Here is a 26,116-nt window from a genome sequence, read left to right as displayed (position 1 = left end):
GCTCAATTAAGCAATTGGCAACAAATCGCCTCAGGGATGCCATCTTGCACTGCAAAATGTGCTACATAGCCTTGGCAAGGATGGTATAAATTAAGGAATTAGAGGAGTGCGGCATATGGGTAAGGCGGCAGCGCAAATGATTGGACGTGCTTTTCTCGCGACCGTTGCGACGACGGTTCTCCTTGGCCAAGGTGCGTGGGCGGCCTGTTTGGCGCCTGACAAGCAGATGTCGCCTCAGGCGATTTCCGATTTCCTGAATAACCCGGGCGCGCTGTTGAGCGACTCGGCGAACGCCAATCCGAACCCGAAGGCGGCGGGCGACAGCTTCACCAAGACCATCGAGAATTTGGTGGCGTCGGATCCGCGCACGCTGCCTGCGGTCATCGAAATGCTCAAGACGGCAAGCGTGGCGCAACAGGGTGCGATCGGCACCGGTCTTGGCAGCGCCGCCAATGATTGTAACGTCCCCGATCCGAAATTCGCGGCGGACATCGCGGAAGCCTTGGCCAAGGCCACCTCGACACCGGCCCAGACAAATTTCGCGCTGGCAACCGGCAAGCCGATCGGATCTGTTGCGGGTGGCGGTGCCGGCGGCGGCGTTTCCTCAGGCGGTGTCGGAGGCTCGACCAATCCGACAACGGTTGGATCCAGTAGTGGCACTGCCGCACCGTTCTCGTCGAGCGGGACCCCGACCACCGGGACGAGTTATTTCAGCGGCGGCGTTTCGGGAATCAGCGCCGCGTCGTCGTCCACGACGACGGCATCGAGCAGCGTGAGCCGATAGTCACCTGATCGATCTCTCGAAGCACCTCGAACGATAAGCCGGCGAGAGTCGGCTTATCGGTGTTGGGCCTATGAATAGGACGGTTCATGCTTCAAGTTGACCCAAAAGCGCTTCGATCTCCTCCAAGTGCACCGGAGCAGCCGCAGCGGGCGTCGGCAACGTCGCAGGACTCGCTGCTGGCCCTGAGAGCACTTATCCGGCGGCAGCTGCCCTTCATCGTGTTGACGGTCATCGTGTGTGTCGGCCTCGCTGGCGCCTACTGCATGACGGCGGAAAAGAAGTATACCAGCACGGCGGCGCTGATCATCGACAGCCGCAAGACGCAAGTCTTGAACCAGCAGTCCTCGTCGTCGCCGCTCGGCGTGGACACGCCGCTCGATTCGGCGACTGTCGACAGCCAAGTCGAAATTCTGAAATCGGAGAAGGTCGGGCTCGCGGTCATCAAGGATCTCGACTTGATCCACAATCCCGAGTTTATCAGCAACGAGAAGAGCTGGTTATCGTCGGTTTTTGGCCTGTTTTTCGAAAGCAGTCCGCTCTCCGAGCAGTCCCTCACGCGCATCGTGCTGATGCAACTCCAGAGAAATCTTTCCGTCAAGCGCAAGGCGCTGAGCTACGTCATAGAGGTCTCCTACAAGTCACGAGATCCGGAGCTGTCGGCTCATATCGCCAATGCGATCGCCGAGGCCTATTTCGTTGATGCACTCGAGGCGAAATATCAGGCGTCGAAGCGGGCGGCTAGCTGGCTCCAGGACCGTCTGAAGGAGCTACGCGCACAGGCTTCCGCCGCCGACCGCGCGGTCGCGGACTACAAGGCCAAGAATAACATCGTCGACACCGGTGGCCGGCTGCTCACCGAACAGCAGCTCGCCGAAACCAACAGCGCTCTGACGATCGCGCGGGCGCAGACTGCCGAAGCGCAGGCGCGTTACGATCGGCTCTCGTCGATTCTCAACGACGAAAACCGCGATGTGAACGATCTGTTCAAGGACATCGCCACGGTCACGGACTCGTTGCGCAACGACGTCATCACGCGGTTGCGCCAGCAATATCTCGACCTCGCGGCCCGTGAGTCTGATTGGTCGAAGCGTTACGGGCCCCAGCATCTGGCGGTGGTCAATATCCGCAACCAGATGCGGGAGATCCGCAAGTCGATTACCGACGAGCTCCGCAGAATCGGCGAATCCTATAAGAGCGACCTAGAGATCGCGCGCGCACGCGAAGCGTCCGTGCAGGCCAGTCTTAAGTCGACCATCGACCAGTCGAACGACACGAGCCAAGCACAGATCGTATTGCACGATCTCGACAGCAATGCGCAGAGCGCGAGGGCGCTCGCCGACAACTTCCTCCAGCTCTACATGCTGTCGGTCCAGCAGCAATCATTCCCGATGACGGATGCACGTCTGATCACGGAAGCGTCGCCGCCGCTGCGGCCCAGCGATCCCAAGACGATGCTCATTATCCTGGCGGCCATTGTTGGTGGCTCCTTGCTCGGCTTTGGAGTAGGCTGGACCAGGGATGCGCTTGACCAGGTCGTCCGCACCCGCGATGATGCCGAAGCCTTGCTGGGCGTCAGCTGCCTAGCTGTGACGCCGAGGATTGGCGGAGGCGATGGAAGAGGAAACAGGGCGTCCCTTGCCGGACGCATCAAACGCGCTTTCGGCTGGCTGCTCGGCACCAAAAAAGAACGTGATGCGCGGGGTGACGTGGGTAGCTTGGCTGCCATACCTTCCGCGAACGCGGCGACGGGATCAGGCGCCCTTACGGTCGTCGACGATGTGATGCGCTTTGTCCAGGATTCTCCGTTCTCCCGTTTCACGGAAGCGGTGCGATCGATCAAGGTCGCGGCCGACATTGCCTTCATGGATCACAAGTCCAGGGTGATAGGCTTCACCTCGGCGTTGCCCAACGAGGGAAAAACGACGATCAGCGCCTCCTTCGCTCAGATTCTAGCGCTCGCTGGTAACAAGGTCGTGCTGGTGGATGCCGATATTCGCAATCCATCCCTGACCCGATCGCTCGCGCCCACAGCAACACAGGGCTTGCTCGATGTCGTGCTAGGCAGGGTCGATCTCGATTCCGCGATTCTCAAAGATGCGGAGACCCAGCTCTACTTCCTGCCGACTGTCGTTCCGTCGCGGGTTGCGCAGTCGTCCGAGTTTCTGTCCTCCTCCGCAATGGCCAAGACCATGGAGGCGCTCCGTGAGAAGTTCGACTGGGTTGTCGTCGACCTGTCGCCCTTGACGCCGGTAATCGATGTTCGTTCGACCTCGCGGCTGATCGATGCCTACGTACTCGTCATTGAATGGGGACGCACGGACCGCGATGCGATCGTCAATTCGCTCAAGGACGCGCCGATGTTGCACGACCAGATCATTGGTACGGTTCTGAACAAGGCCGATGTGGACGTCCTGAACCGGTACGATTCCAACCGGGGCAATTACTACTATAAGAACTACTACCACCGGTACGGATACGTTGACTGATCGTCGATGAGGGGACTTCTCAGCCGGCTGGCGCTGCTCCCCCTCCTGGGCATCGGCGCTATTGCGCTACTGTGGGCCGGCGAGTTTGGTCCTCAATTCTGGGCCTATGCGCCGCTCGACGGGATCGCGTCGCGCATTGTTAGATCTGACGATTTGGCGACCGAGCTGCTCGACGACACTGTGCCGCTGCTCGACGCGCTCGAGGAGTCAAAGCGCTGCTTTCCGAGAGCGATGCACAATGCTGCGATCATTCGGGGACGAATGGTCCAGATTGCGGTCGACAATTCCGATCCCGAGCAGGTCAGACGAGCCGCCGGCGCTGCGAACGCTATTATCAGAAAATCCCTGAGTTGCGCGCCGACCGACCCGTTTCTTTGGTTCGCGTTGTTCTGGCTCGAAGGGATGCAGCATGGATTCAGCGATGAACTGGTCGGCTACTTGTCGAAGTCCTACGAGCTAGGCCCGTATGAAGGATGGGTAGGGCTCCGCCGCAACAAATATGCCCTGATCGTTTATCCATTGTTCCCCTCGGCGCTACAGGAGAGCGTCGTGAAGGAGTTCGCTGCGCTCGTCAATTCCGGCTTCATTCGGCCCTCGGCTGCGAATCTGATAGGCGCCGGCTGGCCCATTCACGACAAGTTATTGGCCGCGCTGGCCAACGTCAGCCCAAAATACAAGAGGCAGTTGGGAAATGATCTGCGCCGGGCCGGCGTCGAGGTCGACATTCCCGGCCTCATAATGCCCGAACTACGTCCCTGGCAGGTCGATTGACCCGAGCAATTGCGCGCCGAGGGGGCGATCTGCTTGGGCATTGGGGAACCGTGACCGTTAGCGGTCATTTTTGCACATAACCTTCCACTGGCATCGCTGAAATGCATCGCAAACCTGCTCCTCACGGCAGGAGGAGCGGCTACCAGCGAGCGGCGGCGGGCTGAGCCGGGGAGTCGACGGCCGCGTGCATGGGGTCGCGGGACAGATCGGCGCCACGTCATAGGAGTTGGTGCATACGGGCTGCATCTGTCCCTCGGCACAATTGCAATAGCAGCCCGCGACTGCGGTGGCCGTCTGAAGGGTCATCAGCATGGCGGCGGCTAGGACGACACGGAATTTCATTCGAAACCTCTGGCTTGCGACTGTCAGTCTGCCGTGCTCGTCGGTCCGAGCCGGACGCGATAGGCTTCAGTTAATAGTTTTGTATCGGTGGCCCTGGGCAAGTCAATCGGAGTGCGGATCAAGCGGCGTTGTGACATAAAGCTGTAAAGATCGCTCCAGCGGCTGCGCAGCGCCTCGCCAAAGCGGACGCCTCCTGGTCTCTGGTACTCTCGTTGCTGCTGCAGGGCACGTTTCAGCGCATTGCGCTGGGCATCGCTGTCCGTGGGCAATGCCAGTAGTGCAACGGCCTGCTCGGGATAGTTGTAGGCATAATCCCATCCCGCGATCAGAGCCCGCAGGAAACGCACCAACGTCTCCGGCTTTTGCCGTACGTTGGCTTCGCTTGTGACGTAAACGGTGCCCAGGGCATGAACGCCGTAGGCACGAGGATCGAGGGTGTCATACTCGATCCCGGCTTTCTCCAGCGCGAGGTCGTCGAGCCCGGAATGGCCGAGCACGACGTCGACGGAATTGTCCAACAATCCCAGCACTCCGGGATTAGCCGCCCGTTCGGCGATGGTTGACCTGGCTACCGAGTTCTTCGCGAGGAACCATTCGAAGATCAGTCCTGTATCCGAATTCAGATCGTATCCGATCGACTTGCCGGCAAGATCCTGCGCCGAGCGGATGTTCCGATCGCGACGAAAAAAGAATGTCGCCGAACTGTCGAGATAGTTGCCTGCGATGGCAACGAAAGGCGTGCCTGTCGCCCGAGCGATCAGGAAATCGCGGGCGTTCTGCAGACGAATGATAACGGTCGAGTCATCGTCGGAACTGCTGTCGCGCTCCTGAGGATTAGAAAATCTGACCGAAAGTCTCTGTTGGGCGAAGAAGCCTTCCTTGGATGCGACCAAGGCTCCGGCTAGCGAGATATCTCGCGGTGCGACCAGCTCCACGACCACGCGACTCGCCTCGGCATCGGCGCAGAGGCCGGTCGAGGTCAGGGGATGCAGCAAGAACGGAGCCAGGCAAACGGTAAAAAGACGAACATGGCGCAGCATTCCAAAGGGATGAGGCTCGTGTGGGACGATCATTGCAGATCAGGCCGGTTTAATTGAAATCCTCGGTGTACGAGAAACGAAAATCCTTGTCGGCGGAAAATCCCAGCGTCTGCTGACGTTTTCCATAGCCGGCAATCGTCGTCTTGAGGCAGGTGGTGGACTGATAATAGCACGCCTTGAGGCTGATCGGGTAACTGCAACTGTTAGCGATGATCAAGACGTGCTCGGTAATGTTTGGATTAACGATCTGCGGCCTGAGCATTCCATGGATGTCTACGCAGGGTTGTCCCGTGACCGTCTTGTGCTGATTAGGCGAGGTTCCAAAACGGTTCTTGTCATCCTTGTCAGGGAACGCGAGTCCTCCCGTACCGCCCACGATCGGGGGAGCTCCGAGCACCGGGCGCTGCGCCGTTTGGGCTGACGCAGCGCCGGCCTGAATGAGACCCGCTAGGGCGGCGGTGAGCAGGCCTATTCTGCCAGCCGCGCGCGAAAATTGAACTGACTTGAACCTATGCAATTTGAGCCTTCCTGTACCCAGTAAATCCGTGCAACCTGTCAATTTTAAGCCTAAATGCTGCACTGCATTGTAGCGGCGAACGTTATCGGGAATAGTCTCCGTGGCGGCCAACGGGCAAGAGTGATTAAGAGAAATGAAGCATCAGGAGCGGGGCAGAGCCGATCTTAGGAAGTGGGATCGTTATATCGGAATTCCAGCCGTGGCAGCCCTGTCTCTGGTCACGCCGAAGAGCAGGGTGCCTCAGCGGGTATCGAACGTCGGCTTGATTGCCCTTGGCGCAATCGGCGACACGATACTCTCCGTCGGGCCGGCCGTGCCGGTTCTCAGAAAAGCCTTCCCGGAGGCTTCAATATCTCTGTTCACTTCGCGAGCCAATAGCGGCATAGCGCCCCTGCTGCCGCCTTGCGATCGGCTCACCATCCTCCCGATATCCGATCCGCTGCGGTCGGTTCGGCTGCTGCGTAGTCAGAAGCAGGACATCCTGATCGATTTTACGGCGTGGCCTCGCATCGGTGCGCTGCTCTCACGCTTGTCCGGCGCGAAATTCACTCTCGGATTCGAGACTCGCGGACAACACCGTCATTTCGCATTTGATGCCACGGTCAGGCACTCCGATCAGATTCACGAATTCGAGAACTACGTGAATCTTCTTAGCGTCGTAGGAGCCGAGCGTCCCTCCTGGCCGCGCATCCAGCCTTCGGAGGCGGCGCGATCCAAGATCCGCAGCGAGTGGTCCAGGCAATACGTCGTCTTCCATCCCTGGGCATCAGGCTTCAAGAAGGAGATGCGCGAGTGGCCGATCGGTCATTGGCAGATATTGGCGCAGGCCCTGGTGCGGCAAGACTTCGACGTCGTGTTCACCGGCGGTCCCGCAGACGCAGAGACCTCCAGAGAGCTGGTTGCAGGCATCGATGTGCCGCCGGGCCGCGCCATCAATGTTGCCGGCAAGTACTCGATCGACGAGACGGCCGCTCTTCTGGAGGCGAGCTCCTGCGTCGTTAGCGTCAACACGGGAATCATGCATTTGGCCGCTGCGCTCGACCTGCCGATGGTTGCGCTGCATGGTCCGACGAATCCAGTGCGATGGGGACCGCTTAGCAAGCGCGCGTGCTCGATCAGCCCTAGGGGCGGCGAAACTGCATTCCTCAATCTCGGTTTCGAGTACCCAGAGGATTTCGAGTCATGCATGCACTTACTCAGTGTCGAGGAGGTGCTTGCCTGCCTGCGCGAGAGGATGGATTTGAGAGAGAGTGCCTGACGCGCAGGGGAAACCCGCGATCGGTCATCATCGTGCCCGCGTCGGGCGCGGAGCACGATCGCTTGCAGGCCCGCAAGGCTATTTCCTGACTCAGGCTGGCGTCGGTCCGTGAGTGAGTCCGCTAACCGGCCGCATGATCGTTGACGAGCTTGTGTTCGATCTGGTCACAGATTCCATGGGCCGACATCAGATGAATCTGCTGAACGACCGGCGTGTCCTCCGTCGGTGCGATCAGGATGTGGTCGCAGAACGCGCGCATGCTCTCGCCCTTGGCGCCGGTGAATCCCACCGTCACGAGGCCCTTCTCTCGCGCAACCCTCAACGCTGCGAGAATATTGGGAGACCGGCCGGACGTCGTGAGGCCGACGAACACGTCGCCGCGTTGACCCAGTCCTTGGACCTGACGCGCGAACACGTCCTCGTAGCCATAATCGTTCGCGATCGCCGTCAAGGCCGACGTATCCGTCGTCAGCGCGAGCGCTGCCCAAGCCACGCGCTCGAGTTTGTAGCGTCCGACGATCTCCGCGGCGATGTGCTGGGCGTCGGCCGCACTTCCTCCGTTGCCGGCCAGCAGCAGCTTGTTACCCCGCTTCAGAGCGGCTGCAATCTCATTGGCGATGGCGTGCAGAGTGCCGAGCAGATCCGGACTTTGGATCGCTTTGGACATCCCGGCGTACGAGCTTTGAAAGTGGAGTGCAATGCGATCTTGCGACAATGCGCATCATCCGTCGTTGATTGAAGTTCGGACCGATACCTGCCTGACCTGCGAGTCACCCGATGATTAACGAAGGCGACGGCATTGATCGAACAAGAACGGTGCCATGAGGCCTCTATAGCGTGATCGTTCCAAGAGGGTCAAACGTTCTCTACGATTAAGCAATGATCGAGGTAATGCTGGATTTGTCGTCGTTTGTGAGAGAATAGACACACATGCGCCCTCGTTTGGCGCCGATTGCGACATTTCGATGGACCATTTTCGAGAGCGCCGGGTGATCGGTACGTCGCGTTCAGATAACCCCAAAATGTAGGCCCGACTTTTGCTTTGCGATGTACTCAAAGTTGGTCCCGGATTCGACGAAGAAGCCGATTTCTTCAGCGCTTTTTAGTCTCGGATTGCTATAAAAGGAAGCAGTGATGAGCAGGTTTGCCGCGCTACCTCGTGCCAATCATCACGACTTGGTTTGCTGCTCAGATTCGTTATCGGCATTTCATACGAATGTCGTTGTTTCAGTTGAAACGACCACTTAGCTCCTTCGAACGGGCCCGGCACACGCGCACGGTTCATTTGGGTCATGATTTCGTCACGCTGTTTGGTTCTCCGATCACTCACCGCAGGCTACAGGGTTTCACATGTTCGACTTTGATGCGATCACGATCGCCATCCCCCGTCAGACGATCCTATGCGTCGGCGATCTGATGCTCGATGAATTCGTCTATGGCGAGGTCTCCCGCGTGTCGCCTGAGGCGCCCACACCCGTGCTTGCGGTCCGGCGAAGCCAGATCAATGTCGGCGGCGCCGGCAATGTCGCGCGCAATATCACCTCGCTCGGAGCGAAGTGTATTTTCGTCAGCCTCATCGGCGAGGACGTCACAGGCAGGATCCTGAGGACCGAGCTCGCGCGAGAGAAGCAGATCGAGCAATTGCTGGTCGTCGATCCGGATAGGCCAACGACGCGCAAGGCGCGATACGTCTCGGAGCATTTCTCGACTCACATGCTTCGGGCCGATTGGGAACTCGCTGCTCCCGCGTCCGAGGAAGTCGAGACGAAGTTGATCGAGGCTGCAGTCTCCGCGCTCCCCCGAGCCGACATCGTGCTGCTTTCCGACTACGCCAAGGGCGTGCTCACGACGCGCGTCGTCCGCCACGTCATCGATGAGGCTCGCAAGCTCGGCAAGCGCGTCATCGTGGATCCGAAGAATGCCAACTGGGCGCTTTATCGCGGAGCGACGTTGCTGACCCCGAACCAGAAGGAATTCAGCGAAGCGACTCGCCGAGCCATCCACTCTGATGACGATATCGCGAAAGCTTCGCTCGAGGCGCTGCGCTCGGCGGATGTCGAAGCAATCCTGGTGACGCGGAGTGAGCATGGCATGACGCTGGCCCATCGCGACGGTAATCTAATTCACGTTCCAGCACAGCCGACCAAGGTGCGCGACGTTTCCGGTGCGGGCGACACGGTTGCGGCCATGCTGGCGGTCGCGCTCGCCGCCAACACGAACTTCGAAGAGGCACTGCGTTGCGCGGCGGCCGCGGCCGCCGTTGCCGTCGGAAAGCCGGGAACTGCCACCGTCTCGCTCGACGAGCTCCGGCGAAAGATACTGCCTTCAGCTTCGCTCACCGCTGAGGAGAAGATTGCCGCCAGCACCACGATGCTCAACACTCAGATCGCCGAATGGCGCAAGGAAGGACAGCGAGTGGGCTTCACTAACGGCTGCTTCGATATTCTGCATCCTGGACATGTCCGGGTGCTGACGCAGGCGCGCGCCGCGTGCGATCGGCTGATCGTGGGCCTGAACAGTGATGCCTCGGTGCGCCGGCTCAAGGGGCCGGAACGCCCCGTCCAGGAAGAGCGGTCGCGCGCCGAGGTTCTCGCCGCGCTTGAGGCGGTCGACTTGGTTGTGCTGTTCGAGGAAGACACGCCGCTCGAGCTCATTACGCGGATCAAGCCGAGCGTTCTGATCAAGGGTGGGGACTACACCCGCGAGCAGGTGGTCGGTCACGACGTGGTGGCTGCTTATGGCGGGGAGGTCGTACTCGTCGATATCCTGGAGGGCCACAGCACGACGTCATTGGTCAAGCGTGCGCGCGAGAAGAGGGCCTGAACGGATCTGGCTCGCATTGGCGCGGCCGGGCAGGTCACGGCGGCGCAGGGAAAACGGAAGCGATGATGCACCGAAGATCTTTCTTGCTGTCGACCGCCTCTCTGTTGATCACGGCAACGGGCAGTCCAGTGTTCGGACAGGGGGCTGCTCCGAGGACGTTCTCGGCCGCCGAGTTCGTCGAGAGTGTCGGTGTGTGCTTGCATCTCAGCAACAGGAAGAGCCTTTACGGGAACGCGGACTCCGTCATCCCGCTGCTGAAGGACATTGGAATCGTTCACGTCCGGGACGATGCGATCTTTGCGAGCTACGTCAATCGCGACTACGATTTCTATAAGCGCGTCCGGGCGCTCGTTGCGGCGGGCTGTCGTTTCGATCTGGTCTGCGCGGATCCGGTCAACGGATACCTGTTCATGCCGCCGCGGCGGCTTCAGGACGTCTACGACTGGTGCGATCAGGGCGTCGAGATCTTCGAAGGTGGCAACGAGCCGGATCTGCTTCGAAAGCCAAACATGAATCCCGCGATTTCCGCCGAGCATCAGCGTGCGCTGTTTGCAGCAGTCAAGGGCAACGCCAAGCTGCGCAACATCGTCGTTGCCTCGCCGAGCTACATCCAGAGGAGCTTGCCGCTGGCCGAAGACATTTCGGATTCTGTCGACTGGATCAATATCCATCCTTATCCCGGCATGGAGCATCCCGAGACGAAGGGGCCGGGCGCGCTCGGCGGCTTTGTCGCCGCTGCGGAGAGATTCTGCGGCAAGAAGCCGGTGCTGATCTCGGAGACCGGCTATCACACGGCGCTTCAGACCACGACCGGGCATCTTCCGGTCTCGGAGGAGATCAAGGCGCGCTACCTGCCGCGGCTTCTGCTTTGGAATTTCATGAGCGGGGCGAAGCGAAGCTACATCTACGAGCTGATCGACAGCAACAACAACGGCCCGGCTGACAAGGAGTCACATTTCGGGCTGATCAGCTTCGACGGCACGCCGAAGCCATCATTCGGAGCGGTGAAGCAACTTCTCGGCTTGCTCAACCGGCCGGCAGCAGGTGGCAAGCCCGCGGCGAAGGTTCAGATCTCCATAGCCGGAAATACGCAGGATGTGTGGAGTGTCGCGTTTGCCCGCGGCGACGGTGTCCAGGTGGTTTTCGTGTGGCTCGGCGTCCCCGGCTGGGATCCGAATGCCCGCGCGATGCGGCCTCCGGTGACGCGGGACGTCTCGCTGGCGGTGGCCCCGGGAGTGCGTGCGGCGACCGCCTACCAGTTCCAGGATAATGGAACGCTCGTCAAGCGGGCGCTCGACAAGTCGGCAGGAGGCTTTGCGCTGACCGCCAGTGATCAATTGACCGCGGTGGAGATCAGCCTTTGAGCCGTCATTTTGATTTGTTGGCGTGGATAGGTCGATGCTGCTGAAGAACATTGCCTCAATGGGCGGCCTCAACCTGTTTCGGTCGGCCATCCAGTTCCTGATGAATCTCGTCCTCGCCGGCTTTGTCTCGCCGAGCGAGTACGGCCTCGTCGTGTTCACGTTGCCGTTCATCACGTTCATCTCGATGTTGACCGATCTTGGCCTGTCGAGCTCGATCGTCCGGCACCCCGACCTCACACGGCAGCAGGCGGGCGGTGTGGTGACGCTGGTGCTGACGGCCGGCGCGGCTTGTGCTGCCGTTCTTGCGATGGCCTCGTTCTCGATTCAGTCGGCAACGGGGCTGGCGGGATTGCAGCCGATCATGATGGCCATGTCTGGTATCGTGGTTCTTTCCATTGTCGCCACGCCGCCGCGCGCCCTGCTGGAGCGTCAGCTCAACTATCCGCTGATAGCCCGTGTTGAAGGTGCGGCGGTCACGTTCTCGGCTCTGGTGAGCGTGGTTGCCGTCTTCCAGGGGGCCGGCATCTGGGCGCTTGTGCTCTACAACGGCCTCATGCAGGCCCTGCGCATGGCGTTCTTCCTCTATTTCGCGCGCGACGCGTTCGTCTTGAATTGGATGTGGAAGGCGCTCACGCCTATGTTGTCGTTTGGCGGCTGGGTCATGCTTGCCAACATCCTCACCTTTGCGGCGCGCAACGGCCAGAACGTCCTGATCGGCGTTTGGCTGGGAGCGGCCGAAGTCGGCCTGTTCGGGCTGGCGTACCAGTTCATGCTGGTGCCCCTGATGATCATTGCGTGGCCGGCAAGCTCTGTGCTGCTGGCAACGCTAAGCCGCTATCGTGACGAGCCCAGCCATTTCGAGCGCACGGTTTGCGCGACCTGCGCCATCACTGCGGCATTGAGCTTCCCGGCGATGGGTTATTTCGTGTTTGGGTTGCAATACCCTCTGACCACCTTCATGTCGCCGAAATGGCATTCGATTCCGTCCATCGTATCCTGGCTGGCGCCTCTTGGGGCCGTGCAGGCGATAGCCGCCTATAATGGCGTGATCCTGCTTGCCAAAGGCGAAGCCAAGCTCCAGTTCCGGATCGGGGTGATTGGCAGCGGCCTGACGTTAATCGTCTTTGTGGTATCTCTTCCGTTCGGCCTCATGGCTCTGGTAAAGGCCTATGTCTTGACCGGCTTCTTCATCGCAGCATGGTTCCTGGGCATCGCGGTAAGGAAAGCCAAGTTGAGCTTTGGGAAGATTCTGATTTCGCTGTGTCCGGGGGCATCGGCAGCAATCGCTGGCCTTGTGGCCATCGAGCTCGCGAGGCCGCTGCATGTCGATGCATTGTGGTCGTGGCTCGGCTTGTCGCTTCTCTACGGAGCGGTCGTGCTGGCGACGTTCGTCCTGATGCGCAATCAGCTTCTGCCCTATTGGCGGGAGTTGATCAGCGAGCGGGCCACCAGTACGGCCATTGTACCTGAGCAGGGAGTTGCATGATGCGCATCGCATGCGCGCTCGTCACTTTCAATCGCGTCGAATTGCTCAAGGGTGCGCTGGCGGCCGCATTGGGCCAAAGCCGTGCGCCTGACAGGGTATTCGTCATCAACAACGCCTCCACCGATGGGACCCGCGCCTACCTCGATGGTCTCGAAGATCCCAAGGTAACGGCGATCCACACCGGGACCAATCTCGGGGGCGCCGGCGGATTCCGCATGGCGATCGACCTCGCAGCCGCCAATGGCTTCGACGCGGTCTGGCTGTTCGACGACGACGGCATGCCCGATGCCGGCGCGCTCGAAGTGCTCGAGGCTGCGCTCGACAGATCCGGTCTCGCGCTGGCCAACTCGCTGGTCGTATCTCAAACCGATCCGGCCCAGCTCGCTTTCGGACTCATCAAGGAGACGCCTGGCTACCAGGGCCCCTCGATCTTCACGGTTGCCGATGCAGAGGCGGCTGCAATCGATGGTCTGCTGCTCGACATGGCCAACCCATTCAATGGGACTCTCGTGCGATGCGCGGCGGCGAACGCTATCGGCCCGATGCGCAACGAGATGTTCCTGTGGGGCGACGAGGTCGAGTTCATGCGCCGATTCATCCGGCGGGGACTTCGGGTCGCGACCGTGGCCGCGGCGCGGCATCGGCATCCGCAGCCGAAAACGACGACGGTGCAAACGCGCTTCGGACCGACGCGTGTGCCGAGCAAGGGGCGTGAGGTGTATTTCTATCGCAATCGCACCTTCAACCTGTGCCGTCACCTCGGCGTAAAATATGCCGCCAAGGATATGATCAAGACTGCCCTGCGTAACATGGCGCGTGGCGCCATCGCCGAAGGTTTCATGACGATCGTCTGGGGTCTCGACGGAATGTTTGATCTCTACGTCATGAGGCCGTCGCGCGGCACCCTGCACGCCGCCTGGCAGGCCGAGTTTCAATCCGCCCTCATTCATTGCAAGACATCCGTTGAGTGCTAAATGCCAGGAAAATCTCAAGCCTCCCGTTCGCGTGCGGGCGTCACGACCAAGCGTCGAAAGCAGACCTATGACTGGTTGATCGTCGGCGCCGGCTTCTCCGGCGCGACCCTTGCCGAACGGATCGCGACCGAACTCGGACAGAAGGTCCTGCTGATCGATCGTCGGGATCATATCGCCGGAAACGCCTATGACTCACCGGCGAAGAATGGCATCCTGATCCACCAATACGGACCGCACATCTTTCATACAAACAGTGCAAAGGTATGGGCCTATCTCAGCCGCTTCACCGAGTGGCGCCCCTACTATCATCGCGTGCTCGGCATGGTCGAAGGCAAACAGGTCCCGATCCCATTCAACCTGAACTCGATCTATGCGCTGTTTCCGCCCCGGATGGCCGAATCCATGGTGCAGGCGCTCATCGACAATTTCGGCTATGGCAAGAAGGTGCCGATCCTGAAGCTGCGAGAGGCGGGGGCAGGCGACCTGAAATTCCTGGGCGACTACATCTACAACAACGTATTCGACTCCTACACCCGCAAGCAATGGGGCATGGGTCCGGAGGCGCTCGATCCAGGCGTAACGGCGCGCGTGCCCGTCGCCATCAGCCGCGACGATCGCTACTTTCAAGACATCTATCAAGCAATGCCGCTGCACGGCTACACAGAGTTGTTCAAGCGGATGCTCAAGCATCCCTTGATCGAGGTGGCAACGGGCACCGAGTGGACCGATGTAAAGCACAGGGTGCGGGCCGATCGCATCATCTTCACCGGGCCGATCGACGAATTCTTCGATTATTCGTTCGGCACGCTTCCCTATCGCAGCATTCGCTTCGAGCAGCGCGCGCACGATGTCGAGTTCGTGCAGGAGACGGGAACGTTGAACTATCCCAATGAATTCGACTTCACCCGGACGACCGAGCAGAAGCATCTGACCGGTCAAAAGGCCCGCGATACCATCACCATCACCGAATATCCGCAGGCCTATGAGCGCGGCAAGAACGAGCCATATTATCCAATCCCCATGCCGCAGACCACCGAAGCGCTGCGTCCCTACCAGGAGGAGGCGCGCAAGCTTGATGGCAAGGTGTGGTTCGCCGGGCGGCTAGGGGACTACGCGTATTACAATATGGATCAGGCCTGCGCGCGGGCTCTGACGCTGTTCGAAAAGACGATCGCGCCGGCCGTTCGGTCCGGCGGCGCGTCTGAGGCATGATTGGCCGGACTGTCGCAGCCTTTCTCGAGGATCATGCGGATTTGGCGTGCGGGGCGCGTAGCGCCAGCACGTCGCGATAGAGGTCAAGATATTTTTCCGCGACGCGCGGTGGCCGTGTTTCGTTGAACACCGACTTGAACGCATCCCGGCCGGGGAGCGCCGTCCGGCCCATGCGGATCACTTGCTCGACCTTGCTGGCGAGATCGGCATCGTTGCCCGGCTCGAACAGCCAGGCGGCATTGTCGGCACCGATCAGGTCCGGAATACCGCCTGAGCGGGCCCCGATCACGGGTACGCCGATTGCGTACGATTCCAAAATGCTCCGAGGTAACGGTTCGGCCCAGATCGAGGGAACGATCAGCACGTCGAGCTCGCGGAAGAAATCGAATGGGTCGACCCAGCCGACGAACTCGATCGGCAGGCCCACGGCACGCTTCCTGAACTCATCGAGCGTGTCCGGGGCCTGGCCGGCGATCTTGACGCGCCAGTTGCCGGCGCCGATTCGGCGGAAGGCATCGATCAACGTTCCGACTCCCTTCTCGATGTTGATGCGGCCCAGATAGCCGAACGTCATCGGCTGCTGGCTGCGATCAAAGGAATCGCGGGCGCGCGCGGCCTGCTCCGGCACGATCGCGCCGTTCCAGATCACGCGCCGCCGCTCGGGTGGCAGGTGAGTGAAGAAGCCATGATCGACGTGAACTTGCAACGTCGCGGCGCCGACTGCGACGGCAGCGTCGACCCATTTGCTGGTCCACAGCTTGGAGACGTTGACGATGCGGCAGCCGAGGTGCCAGTGGCTGCAATTCTCGCCGCGCCGGAACATCGCGGCGTTGCCGCACAAGAGATCGTAATCACGGCAGGTATGAACGATCGGAATCCCACGCTTCCGCGCAGCGCGCCAGATCAGGGTCGAGATGTCGACCATGGAATGCGAATTCACGATGTCTGGCTTGAAGTCGTCGAGGATGCGGTCGAATTCGGCCGCGATCGCGGTGTTCCATTGCTGACGCAGCTTCTGCCAGAGGCGCTCCCCGCGCGAATGCCCCGGCCAGTCCTCGAGCCAGAACGTATTGTGATGCGGCATTCGATAGACGGCGACGCCATTTTGTATCTTCTTCGGCACGCCTTGGCGCTCGATGCACACGGCTGCGACGTCGTGTCCCATCGAGGCGAGCTGTTCAGAAAGGAGGGCCACGGATTTCTCGGCTCCTCCGACAATGTGGGGAGGATAAAGCGAGCTCACATGCAGGATGCGCATTGAGGTGGGGTTCCTATGTCTCGGATTATTGAAGCGCGGATCGGTATAGGTCGAGATAGCGTCGGGTGACCTCGTCGGGCGAGACGCGGGACGCGATCTGGTCCATCGCCTTGGTCCTCTGCTGCAGGCAAGCGGGATCGTTCAGGACGACCTTCATGCGTTCTGCAAGCGCGCCTGCATCGCCTGGAGGAAACAGCCAATGCGCCTCGTCGCCGATCTGTTCGGCGATCCCTGCAACGCCCGAGCCGATCACGGGAAGTCCGCGCATCAGGGCTTCAGCGACCGTCCTGCCAAAGGCTTCGGGCCACACCGCCGGCACCACCAGGCAATCGATCTGGTCGAAGAACGCATCGCGCTGAACGAATCCGGCGAAATCCACCGACAGCCCTGCGGCACGTGCCTGGTATGGTGCGATGCCGTCGGTGGCGCGGCCCGCCACGATCAGCTTCCAGCCACCGGCGGGAAGCAGTCTGCACGCATCCAGCAACGTGTCTACGCCCTTGGATGGCTCGATGCGGCCGAGGTAGCCGAAAACGACATCGCTCTGCGCGGCCCGCTGGCGATTGCGCGGCGCGGGTGGGAGCTCGATCGGATTGAAGATCACGCGGCGAAGCGCCGGTGGCACGTGCCCAAACAGTCCCGCCTCGAGATGCCGTTGCAGGATTTCCGTTCCGACGCCGGTGATCGCATCGACGGAGACCTGGTGCTGATAGTGCGGATGGGAAATCAGTCGGCATTTGAGATGCTGCGCATCACAGGCCTTGCCATCCCGGAACATCGAGCCCTTGCTGCAGATGCTCTTGTAGTCGTGGATGGTATGAACGACGGCCACGCCGCGCCGCTTGGCGACGGTCCAGATCTGCGGCGGCAACTCGGATAGCGAATGCGTGTTGACAACGTCCGGCTTGAAATCACCGATCGCAGCGTCGAACCTGCGCATCGCCTCGTGGTTGATCTTGGCGGCGAGACGATAGCGGAGCCGATTCAGCCGGGATTGCTTGTCGCGATCCATGATGAAATAGGGCGTGGCAAAGCCGGTTCGGTAGATCGTCACGCCATTGCGAAGGTCCGGCGGCTCCTCATGCCGCGAGATGCAGGCGACCGCCACGGAATGGCCAGCCGCGGCCTGTGTCTCGGCGAGGAGCTCGACCATGACCTCGGCGCCACCGATCTGATCTGGATGGTAAAGGGAGCTGATATGAAGGATCCGCATCAATCGTATTCTATAGGAAATCCGTTCGATTTTGATATGACACTCTGTAGGTGGGCTTTGTGAACAAATGTAGACGCTACAGGCGCTTGCTGGCAGTATGATTAAGGCGTATACGAGCCTGCCCGAACTGAGAATGTTGTCCCGAGCCTCTATGACTCGCGTGCTGATCAATATGCCGAGTCAATTCGGAGGCAAGCCGTCGGGCGTGGCGCGGATGGCGTTCTGCCTGGTCGAGGCGCTGCTGAAAAATCATGAGTTCGAGTATGTCCTTCGCTCGCCCTGGGACCGCTCCGAGCTGCCGCCTCCGCTGATCGCGTCCAAGCTGGAGGTCGTCAAGACCGAGCGTCCGCGCATCGTCGTCTTCGATGTCATCCTGCAGACCGTCATGATGCAGCTTCTGTGCCGGCGCATGGGGATCGATCTGCTCGTCAACATCGACCCGTTCGGGGCCCCGGCTGGGGGCAAGGCGCGGGTGATGGTGGTGCACGATCTCTATTTCCGCACCCTGCCGCAGCAGGTGAGCCGGCGCGAGGCGTTCACCACCGACATCATCTACCGCCTGATGATTGCGGGCCATAGCGAGATCGTGACGGTGTCGGACGCGACGAGGCGCGACCTCATGCAATACTATCCGTCCAGCGCCGACCGCATCTCGACGATCCACTCCGCTGCCACGCTTGCGCCGCTGGCCGCCGACGCGGTGCCGCCGCCGGTCTCCGGCCGTTACGTTCTGGCGGTCGGCAACGCCACCCTGAACAAGAATTTCAAAGTGCTCGCGCAGGCGATGGCGATGCTGCACGAGAGCTTTCCCGATGTCGCGCTGGTGCATGTCGGCAGCGACGCGGACGAGACGATCGCCGGCACGCTGGCCGCGCTCGGCTCAAAGGTGCCTCTCGAGCGGCTTAAGGGGCTCGACGATGCGACCCTGTCGCGGCTCTATCGCGGGGCGCTGTGCCTGTGCGTTCCCTCGCTCTACGAGGGGTTCTGTCTCCCGGTGCTGGAGGCGCAGGGACTGCACTGCCCGGTGGTGTGCTCCAACCGTTCGGCGACGCCCGAGGTGGCAGGCAGCGGCGCGCTGACCTTCGATCCCGAGGATCCGCGCGCGCTTGCTGAGGCGTTGCGCAGCCTGCTGTCGACGCCAGGCCTGCGCGGACGGCTGGTGCAGGCCGGCCTCGACAATCTGTCGCGGTTCTCCTGGGACAAGGCGGCGCGTCAGTATGAGGACGTATTTCGCCGGGCGGTTGAGAGCGGAGCCTAGCATTGCTGTTCGAAGTGTTATCTCGCTCGAGGGGCTCGTCCGAGCTGATATTCAGGCGCGTCGCGTGCCTTGTACGACGGCAATTACGAGCGGCTGGTTAGAGCTGCCGAAAGCAGGGCGCCAATTTCTGAAAGACCGGTGAGGATGCCCTGCAATCCAAGAAGCAAGTTGTAAGCTTCGGCCAAGAACACAATTACCAGCGCATGTACGATGTAGGGACGAGTTTGGAACAACCCCAGCGCACGCCCGGACAAGGTTCTAAGCTGCGGGATGCTTTCGAACAGCCAGACAAGTCCCGGTCCCAAAACTAGCGCGCCGAGAACGTCGCTCGGATAATGAAGTCCCAGAGCAACCCGGGCAACGCCAACCGTCACGAACGCCCAGACGAAGCAAAGGATCCCGACTAATCTTTTTTCCAGGAATATGATCGCAACCAGCGAGAAATAAAGCGTTGCTGTATCGCTGGGGAACGAGCCCTTCCGATACCACTCAAGCAGGCCCTTGGGGTCGAAGATTCGTATTCGAGTAGCTGGATCCAAGACGGGACGGACATGCGGGGTGAAGTGATGTTGCACCCAGACTGACAATAGAGTGGCAAGACAGGCTGCGAGCAGGCCCAACAGCATTCGGCTGCGTCGCGCGTTGCAGTCGACAGAAAACCACAAGGCAGCGAGCGAAAAGAAGATCGGAAAGCCCCTGAATAGCGGATTTCCTGCGATGCCGAGAATGAATTTCCCTTCATGGTCGTTCAATACGAAGAACCGGTTGAGAGCTTGAAGAATCTCGATGTCCGCGTTGCCGGTCATCGTCAATTCAACTCCACCGCCGCTGGCGCCATCATCCGGAACCCACTTGATTTTAATGACGCCAATAGGGGAACGGTCAAAGCCGAGCCATATGGTGTTCGCAATGCGATGCACGGCGGGCGAAATCGCGGAAATTCGATGGCGCACGGCTTCATGGCCCCGCAATTCGACTGCTGCCGGACTTTCCAACCTACACAATACTGCGAGCGCTGTCTGATTTTCGGCCAGTTGCGCGCTATAATCAGGGACGAAAAGCTGTTCCGCGCCGATTGTCCTTTATATACGGTGCCAATATTATGCGGTCGAATGGATTGTCCGGCCATTTCCAGAGGCGTAGCCGGGTTGTGATGATGGGCAAAGTCGAACTCACCTATCCGACTCCTCGGCCTCCTATGATTGGTCATTATCTGGCCCGCCGACCGTCCGTTGCGCTGCTCACGGCCGTGATCGACCGTTTCTGTAGCGTGTTCGGAAGCGCTGCCGAGCCTGCACAGCCCATTGCGATCAAGTCGATCCTGGTGTCTCAATGCGGTCATCTCGGTGACCTCATCATGACATTGCCGGCCCTGCATTGGATTCGTCAGAACAGGCCGGAAGTCCGAATCGGCCTGGTCGTCGGATCCTGGGCAAAGCCTGTGTTGGACGGAATAGCCGGTCTCTATGACAAGACCTACTTCGCCGACCATTTCATGCTTGATCGGTCGGCGCGATCGCGAAAGGAGAAGATCCTCGAGCACAGGCTGACCTGGAGCAATGCGGTCAATGAGATCCGTCGCGATCGCTATGATGTCGGGATGGAGTGCTTTCCGTTCCTGCCGAACGCTATACTCCTGCTGTTCGCTTCCCGGATTCCGATCCGGGTCGGATTTACCAGCGGCGGGTTTGGTCCGCTGCTTACGCGCCCGGTCACCTGGCGTCATGAGGGACGACCTTATCTCGACTATTTGCGCGATCTGCTTAAGGTGATTTTTCCCGATCCATCCTTGTCCGAGCCTCTGCAGGCTTATTATCCTCCGCCGGCAGCCGCCGATCTTCCCCAGGCTCCTTATATTGTTCTGCACTCCGGGGCAGGAAACAGGCTCAGGGAATGGCCCGATGATCGTTGGATCAGTCTCGCCAGCGATCTCGCCGAGCAGGGCGTTTCGATCGTGCTGGCTGGGTCCGGCGAGCGCGAGCGCGAGCGTGCCGAGCGCATTCAGGCGAACGTAGGGTCGGCCATCATCAATCTCTGCGGCCAGCTCACATGGGACGAGTTCGTCGCGCTCATCGCCGGCGCCAGCCACGTCGTCTGCCTGGAGTCCTCGACCTCACACGTCGCGGCGGCGTTTCGCATTCCGTCCACGGTGATCATGTCGGGCACGAACGAGTATCGGCAGTTCGGGCCTGCAAACGTCAATGCTCGCATCCTGCGCTACAACACGCCCTGTGCGCCCTGTTTTCGGACCACCGGCTGCGAGCACATGATCTGTCTCAAAGGCGTGACGGCAGACCAGGTCTTCCAATCGATCGCTCCCCAGCTATGACCGAGACCGCGCTGTTCGTGAGCCAGACTGCCGAGAAGGGCGGTGCCGAGCTCTTCATGCTGGATCTCGTCACGCATGGGCCGGCGGGCTGGAACGGCGGCTTCTTTGCCGACGGGCCGATGGTGCAGGATCTCGCGGCGGCGGGGCGCAAGCCGATCATGCTGTCGGGCGGCAGCAGCGTGTTGACGGTGCGGCGCGAGGCGTCTGCGTTCAAGCTGATCAGCGTTGCCGGCGGTGTCGTTACGCTCGCGCGCGCACTGGCGCGTGCCGCAAAGGATTATGACGTCGTCTGCGCCAATTCGCAGAAGGCGCTGTTCGTTTCGGCTCTCGCTTCGCGGCTGGCGCGGCGGCCGCTGGTCTGGGTGCTCCACGACATCATCACCGATCCGGCATTCAGCCGTAACACGCGCCGCGCGGCAGTGCTGTTCGCCAATCTGTTTGCCGCGCGCGTGGTCGCCAATTCCAGGGCGAGCGCCGAGGCGTTCGTTGCCGCCGGCGGCAAGGCCGATCGCGTGAGGATCGTCTATTGCGGCTTCGATCCGGCCGCGCACCCGCAAGGGAGCGCGGAGGCCGGTGCAACGTTGCGTCGGCGCTTCGACCTGAAAGACGGTCCGCTGGTGGGCCTGTTCGGCCGGTTGACGCCGTGGAAGGGTCAGCACGTGCTGCTGAAGGCGCTGCGCAGCCTGCCGGACGTGCAGGCGCTGATCGTCGGCAGCGCGATGTTCGGCCAGGACGCCTATGAGGCCGAGCTGCGCCAGATGGTGCGGACGGAGGGGCTCGAGGGCCGGGTCTGCTTTGCCGGCTTCCAGAAGGACGTCGCGGCCCTGATGGCCGGCGTCGACATCGTGCTGCACACATCGACGCATGCCGAGCCGTTCGGCCGCGTCGTGGTCGAGGGCATGCTGGCGGGCCGGCCCGTGATCGCCACGCGCGGCGGCGGCGTCAACGAGATCGTCACCGATGGCGAGGACGGGCTGCTGGTAGCCCCGGATGATCCGGTGGCTCTCGCCGCGGCGATCTCGCGTCTTCTGGCGGACCCGGATCTTGCCGTGCGTTTGGCCGCGGCCGGCCGCATATCCGCCGCACGGCGCTTTCATATCGACAAGACCTGCGGCGACATGCGGGCCGTGCTCGCTGAGGTAAGGTAAACGCAATCAAATCGTGTCCGGGCGGGCGCGCTGCCGGTATAGGACTTGCTACGCCGGCTCGGGTCCCATTGTTCTGGTTTCGTGGCTTCGGAATGCAACTCATGGCGGCACAAAGATCTCAGACCATCGACGGGCTGCGCGGAATTGCCGCCACGGCGGTGATCGTCCAGCACTGCCTCGAATTCACGCCGCTCAACAAGCCTGCCGCCTCGATCGCGGAGCCGCTCGCCTATATTTTCGCCAACGACGTCAATTTCGGCCGGTTTGGCGTGATCGTGTTCTTCTTCATCAGCGGGTTCCTGATCCCGAGCAGCATCGAGCGGCAGCCGAGACCGATTGCGAGCTTCGCGGCGGGACGGTTCTTCCGCCTTTATCCGCTCTACTGGACCTCGATCGCCCTCGCACTGCTCGTCACCGCCGTGCTCGGCAATAAGATGCCGACGCTGCCGCAGACGGTCGCAAATCTCACCATGTTCCAGATGCCGCTGGGATTCGAGAACATCCTGTATCCCTACTGGACGCTGCTGATCGAACACTTCTTCTATTTTCTCTGCGTCGCGCTCTTCCTGGCTGGAGCCCTGCAATCGGCCAGCCGGATGCGGCTGGTGATGTTCGCGACCGCCGCTGGGATCATCGTGCTGGCGATCGTGCTCGCCATCGCGCCCGGAATGCGGTTTGCGCGGGCGCTCGCCGATCTCATGTACACCGCATCGTTCATCTTCGCGATGATCGTGGGGTACGGCATCCGCCTCGCCCAGGGCAAGGACGGCTTCCGTCTCCCGGCGTCGGGCCCGGTCCTGTTCGTCGTCGTGATGGTGTTCGTCTGCCTCGCCCGGCAGATGCTCGGCGGCTACGCGCCGGGGCTTTCTCCGCTGTCGGTCTTCATATCCACCATCGGCGCGCTGGCGCTGTTCCTGCTCGCGTTGCGCCTGCGCCTGTTCGGCGCGCGCGCGTTCGTCTACACCGGCCAGATCAGCTACGGCCTGTACCTGTTCCACGGCATCGCACTCTGGGTCGCGGTCGCGCTGATCGGAAAGCCGGCCGACCTCTTCCATTCCATCCTTCTGCTGGTGCTGGTCATGGGCCTCGCCTTCGTGACCTCGGCGATCACGTTCGCGCTGGTCGAGGAACCGTTCATCGCACTCGGCAAGGTGGTCCGCCGGCGGCTGTCGCGCGGCACTCAAGCGATGCTGCCGGTGAAAGTGGTCGCACAGGACGCGCTGCGTCCGTTCAACGCGCAGCCGGTGTCGTCCGAGCTCGAGCGCTGAGGACCCAGCCGCTCAGCCGGCCGCGCGCAACGTCACCGGAAACCAGCTCTGCGGCAGATGCTGCTTGAGCTCGAGTGTCCGCCGCTCGATCAGGTGCCAGGACAGCGCCGCAAAGACGCACGAGCTGATGCCGGCGAGCGCGATCAGCAGCCCGCCATGTCCTTTCAACTCGGGGATCAGCGCCATGTAGGCTTGGGCGATGGGAAAGCTGTACAGGTATATTCCGTAGGAATAGTCGCCGCGCGAGATGAAGGCCGGCTTCGGCAGCCGCACCAGTCCGAAGAAGATGGTGCAATAGGTCAGCGGGATCGGCGCGAGATAGGCCAGTTGGTCGAAGGCGAGGCCGACATAGGCCAGAGCCAGGCAGGCCAGGAACAGCCCGACATTGACCGGGATGTGGTCGCGATAGTGATAGAGCAGCGTGCCGACGAAGAAATAATAGACGATGACATGCGCGGGATAGTGTCCCGTCGTCGGCGCCGAGATCTCGAACAGGAAATGGGCGTAGGCGAGGCTAAGAGTGATCGCGAGCAGCCCGATCGCGAAGAACGTGCGGCTGTACGCGGCCCTGGTGAGCAGCAATGCTGCGATGATCACATAGCAGTAGAACTCGGACGGCAGCGTCCAGAGGCTCGCGTTGACGACGCCGGAGACGGGGTTCTGCTCGAACACGCCCGGAAGATGATAGGTGACGAAGCCCAGCGCATTGCCGAAATAGCGGAACAGCAGCGGCTCCGAGGAATATTGCTGGAGCGGCAGGCTCGTGAGCATCGGCCCGAGCAGTATGGCGCAGAAGATCACCTCCACCGCGAGGGCGGGAAAGATGCGCAGCCCGCGATGCGCCAGGAACGTCGACGTCGCCCGCAGGCGCAGCGCGCTGCCGAGAACCAAAAAGCCGCTCAGGGCGAAGAAGGCCGGCACGAGCGATTTCATCAGCGGCAATGTCAGCATCTCGCGATGAACTGCAGCACCCGTCGGGGCGGGAGCCGCCGGAGCTGCCGGCGCGCCGGTCGCCACTGCGTTGCCCATAGCGCTCACGTCGGCCATGCCCGCGACCCAACGCGCGTGGAGGACAAATATCGCAACGGCAAGGAGGAGGCGAAGCACGTCGAAGCTTGGTCCCTTGCCGCGATTGCGCTCGAGAACCGAACAGATCGTATCGTTGGGCTCCAGCATGAGGATTCGGTTGATCACGCCGCACTCCGTCTGCAATTTCGAATGTCGTTGCTGGAAAGCAGTAAGACGGAGGAGTGCGGCAGCTTGAGTGCGCTGCGATGGCAGCTTGGGTGCGCTGCGATGGCAGAAGTGCAGCATCGATCGGCGAGGAGGCGCAGGTGTGAGACGCACTCATGCCTGTGCGTGCAGTTCCATCGGAACCGCAACGCCGGCACCGCCGCTGGATCCTATTGCGCGCCGCGCTCCACGCGCGCTGCGGATCGCACGGATCCCGGCATCAGCCATTGCGACACGATCCGCGCCGACGGCCGTTCGAACAGCCGGTATGACAGGATTGCGACGATCGCGGCGACGACGATCATCACGCCGACGAGCAGCGGCAGCGGCAGCGCCTGCACCGCGCCGATGCGCCGGTAGGCCATCGAGACGACGAACCCGACGAACGGGTGCAGCAGGTACAGCGAGTAGGAGGCGTCGCCGACCTCGAGCGGGATCGCCGACAGCGCCGTCTTGCGGATGTCCGGGCCGAGCGCGGCTCCGGCGATGATCAGCGCGGCGGGCACGCCGAGCGTATAGAACCGGCTCCATCCGTTCAGATAGGTGCCGCCAACGGCCTCGGGCTGCCCGAACGGCAGCCAGACGATCAGCACGGCGCCGGCCACGATCAGCGCGATGCGCGCCGGCGCCGGCAGCGACACGCCCTGGCGCAGCGCGACCGCGACGACGATGCCGCAGGCGAATTCGAGCACGATCGGCTGGCGCCAGAACGAGAACGGCAGCATGTCGATCCCGAACAGCGCGCCGACCAGCAGGATGCCGCCGAGACAGGACAGCACGCGCGCGGCGGAGCGGAGATGCGACGAGGTCAGGCACAGCGCGAACAGCGTGTAGAAGTACATTTCGTAGTTGAGGGTCCAGCCGAGATCGTAGACCGGGAAGGCGAGGCCGTTGCTGCCGGTGCCGTCGAGCGGCAGGAAGGCGAGCGAGGCGATGATCTCGCGGGCCGAGGGGAAGGCGTCGGCCTGGGCGAAGCCCAGCGACTTCTTGGTCGCGACCAGCGCGATGAACAGCGCCGTGGCGGTCCAGTACAGCGGCACCAGTCGCGCGATCCGGTGGGCGTAGAACGCGCGCCGCGGCTGCGCGTCGCTCTCATACTTCGCGCTGGAATAGAAGATGATGAAGCCGGAGATCACGAAGAACAGGTCGACGCCGACGCCCCAGGGCACGGGGGTCCATGTCGTGAACGTCCGTCCGGTTGCCGCGGCGAGCTCGCGCGCCATGCCCTGGCCGTGCCCGATGACGACAAACAGCGCGGCGATGCCGCGCAGGATCTGAATTGAGAAGATCGTTCTCGCTGTCGTCACGCAAGTCGTTCCATTCTTGCAGGGTGCATCAGCATCTTGGCATTG

At 61.4% G+C, this 26,116-nt stretch carries 21 protein-coding genes; 13 read left to right on the top strand and 8 right to left on the bottom strand.

The window, feature by feature from the left end:
- The first annotated feature begins 115 nt into the window (after nucleotides 1-115).
- From JJB99_RS29810 to JJB99_RS29800, 3 genes are all read left to right on the top strand, one after another.
- Complete coding sequence (locus JJB99_RS29810) at nucleotides 116-784, top strand: hypothetical protein (protein WP_200495803.1); 669 nt, start codon at nucleotides 116-118, stop codon at nucleotides 782-784.
- Nucleotides 785-870: 86 nt separating this feature from the next.
- Entirely contained in the window at nucleotides 871-3,270 is a 2,400-nt protein-coding gene (locus JJB99_RS29805) for a polysaccharide biosynthesis tyrosine autokinase (protein WP_200495802.1), read from the top strand.
- A 6-nt stretch (nucleotides 3,271-3,276) separates the two neighbouring features.
- Nucleotides 3,277-4,041: a hypothetical protein gene (locus JJB99_RS29800; protein WP_200495801.1), complete on the top strand. Its 765-nt coding sequence runs from the start codon at nucleotides 3,277-3,279 to the stop codon at nucleotides 4,039-4,041.
- A 365-nt stretch (nucleotides 4,042-4,406) separates the two neighbouring features.
- Here JJB99_RS29800 and JJB99_RS29795 read toward each other — a convergent pair whose 3' ends face one another.
- Together JJB99_RS29795 and JJB99_RS29790 are read right to left on the bottom strand one after the other, a co-directional pair.
- Nucleotides 4,407-5,423: an ABC transporter substrate-binding protein gene (locus tag JJB99_RS29795; RefSeq protein WP_200495800.1), complete on the bottom strand. Its 1,017-nt coding sequence runs from the start codon at nucleotides 5,421-5,423 to the stop codon at nucleotides 4,407-4,409.
- A 49-nt stretch (nucleotides 5,424-5,472) separates the two neighbouring features.
- Nucleotides 5,473-5,940 carry a hypothetical protein gene (locus JJB99_RS29790; protein WP_200495799.1) on the bottom strand — a complete coding sequence of 156 codons (468 nt, stop codon included), beginning with the start codon at nucleotides 5,938-5,940 and terminating at the stop codon, nucleotides 5,473-5,475.
- Between the two features lie 199 nt (nucleotides 5,941-6,139).
- On the opposite strand from JJB99_RS29790, the gene JJB99_RS29785 reads away from it, so the two are divergent.
- On the top strand, nucleotides 6,140-7,198 hold the full coding sequence (locus JJB99_RS29785) for a glycosyltransferase family 9 protein (RefSeq protein ID WP_200495798.1): 1,059 nt from the start codon (nucleotides 6,140-6,142) through the stop codon (nucleotides 7,196-7,198).
- Between the two features lie 121 nt (nucleotides 7,199-7,319).
- Here JJB99_RS29785 and JJB99_RS29780 read toward each other — a convergent pair whose 3' ends face one another.
- Entirely contained in the window at nucleotides 7,320-7,913 is a 594-nt protein-coding gene (locus JJB99_RS29780; RefSeq protein WP_200495797.1) for a D-sedoheptulose 7-phosphate isomerase, read from the bottom strand.
- Between the two features lie 635 nt (nucleotides 7,914-8,548).
- Between JJB99_RS29780 and rfaE1 the strand changes: the two genes are divergently transcribed.
- From rfaE1 to glf, 5 genes are all read left to right on the top strand, one after another.
- A complete protein-coding gene (gene rfaE1 / locus JJB99_RS29775) occupies nucleotides 8,549-10,021 on the top strand; it encodes a D-glycero-beta-D-manno-heptose-7-phosphate kinase (RefSeq protein ID WP_200495796.1) in 1,473 nt (490 codons plus the stop codon).
- An 83-nt stretch (nucleotides 10,022-10,104) separates the two neighbouring features.
- On the top strand, nucleotides 10,105-11,385 hold the full coding sequence (locus JJB99_RS29770; RefSeq protein WP_200495795.1) for a hypothetical protein: 1,281 nt from the start codon (nucleotides 10,105-10,107) through the stop codon (nucleotides 11,383-11,385).
- A 34-nt stretch (nucleotides 11,386-11,419) separates the two neighbouring features.
- Nucleotides 11,420-12,871 (top strand): oligosaccharide flippase family protein, encoded by a 1,452-nt coding sequence (locus tag JJB99_RS29765; protein ID WP_200495794.1) that lies wholly within the window; start codon nucleotides 11,420-11,422, stop codon nucleotides 12,869-12,871.
- The gene (locus JJB99_RS29760; protein ID WP_200495793.1) at nucleotides 12,868-13,845 is read left to right on the top strand and encodes a glycosyltransferase; all 978 of its coding nucleotides are present in this window, start codon (nucleotides 12,868-12,870) and stop codon (nucleotides 13,843-13,845) included. Before JJB99_RS29765 ends, JJB99_RS29760 begins: the two co-directional genes overlap by 4 nt.
- Entirely contained in the window at nucleotides 13,846-15,057 is a 1,212-nt protein-coding gene (glf, locus tag JJB99_RS29755; protein WP_200495792.1) for a UDP-galactopyranose mutase, read from the top strand. It abuts the gene before it with no gap.
- 31 nt (nucleotides 15,058-15,088) lie between these two features.
- On the opposite strand, the gene JJB99_RS29750 is transcribed toward glf, so the two are convergent.
- Together JJB99_RS29750 and JJB99_RS29745 are read right to left on the bottom strand one after the other, a co-directional pair.
- Nucleotides 15,089-16,252, bottom strand: coding sequence for a glycosyltransferase family 4 protein (locus tag JJB99_RS29750; RefSeq protein WP_246775028.1), 1,164 nt, complete (start codon nucleotides 16,250-16,252; stop codon nucleotides 15,089-15,091).
- 88 nt (nucleotides 16,253-16,340) lie between these two features.
- Entirely contained in the window at nucleotides 16,341-17,699 is a 1,359-nt protein-coding gene (locus JJB99_RS29745) for a glycosyltransferase family 4 protein (RefSeq protein ID WP_246775027.1), read from the bottom strand.
- Between the two features lies 1 nt (nucleotide 17,700).
- On the opposite strand from JJB99_RS29745, the gene JJB99_RS29740 reads away from it, so the two are divergent.
- A complete protein-coding gene (locus JJB99_RS29740) occupies nucleotides 17,701-18,786 on the top strand; it encodes a glycosyltransferase family 4 protein (protein WP_246775026.1) in 1,086 nt (361 codons plus the stop codon).
- 83 nt (nucleotides 18,787-18,869) lie between these two features.
- Here the strand turns inward: JJB99_RS29740 and JJB99_RS29735 are convergent, their stop codons facing one another.
- A complete protein-coding gene (locus JJB99_RS29735) occupies nucleotides 18,870-19,781 on the bottom strand; it encodes a phosphatase PAP2 family protein (protein WP_246775025.1) in 912 nt (303 codons plus the stop codon).
- 158 nt (nucleotides 19,782-19,939) lie between these two features.
- Here JJB99_RS29735 and JJB99_RS29730 point away from each other — a divergent pair, with 158 nt between their 5' ends.
- The 3 genes from JJB99_RS29730 (at nucleotide 19,940) to JJB99_RS29720 (ending at nucleotide 23,531) form a co-directional block, all read left to right on the top strand.
- Nucleotides 19,940-21,115: a glycosyltransferase family 9 protein gene (locus tag JJB99_RS29730; RefSeq protein ID WP_200495788.1), complete on the top strand. Its 1,176-nt coding sequence runs from the start codon at nucleotides 19,940-19,942 to the stop codon at nucleotides 21,113-21,115.
- The gene (locus tag JJB99_RS29725; RefSeq protein WP_200495787.1) at nucleotides 21,112-22,263 is read left to right on the top strand and encodes a glycosyltransferase family 4 protein; all 1,152 of its coding nucleotides are present in this window, start codon (nucleotides 21,112-21,114) and stop codon (nucleotides 22,261-22,263) included. The genes JJB99_RS29730 and JJB99_RS29725 overlap by 4 nt, the downstream gene beginning before the upstream one ends.
- Nucleotides 22,264-22,364: 101 nt before the next feature.
- Nucleotides 22,365-23,531, top strand: coding sequence for an acyltransferase family protein (locus tag JJB99_RS29720; RefSeq protein WP_200495786.1), 1,167 nt, complete (start codon nucleotides 22,365-22,367; stop codon nucleotides 23,529-23,531).
- Nucleotides 23,532-23,543: 12 nt separating this feature from the next.
- Here JJB99_RS29720 and JJB99_RS29715 read toward each other — a convergent pair whose 3' ends face one another.
- Together JJB99_RS29715 and JJB99_RS29710 are read right to left on the bottom strand one after the other, a co-directional pair.
- On the bottom strand, nucleotides 23,544-24,725 hold the full coding sequence (locus JJB99_RS29715) for an acyltransferase family protein (protein WP_200495785.1): 1,182 nt from the start codon (nucleotides 24,723-24,725) through the stop codon (nucleotides 23,544-23,546).
- A 209-nt stretch (nucleotides 24,726-24,934) separates the two neighbouring features.
- The gene (locus JJB99_RS29710; protein ID WP_200495784.1) at nucleotides 24,935-26,071 is read right to left on the bottom strand and encodes an acyltransferase family protein; all 1,137 of its coding nucleotides are present in this window, start codon (nucleotides 26,069-26,071) and stop codon (nucleotides 24,935-24,937) included.
- Nucleotides 26,072-26,116 lie beyond the last annotated feature (45 nt).

Source organism: Bradyrhizobium diazoefficiens, from assembly GCF_016616235.1.
Lineage (GTDB): Bacteria > Pseudomonadota > Alphaproteobacteria > Rhizobiales > Xanthobacteraceae > Bradyrhizobium > Bradyrhizobium diazoefficiens_H.
Note: the sequence above shows the minus strand (reverse complement) of the source record. Positions and strands in the feature narration are given on the sequence as shown.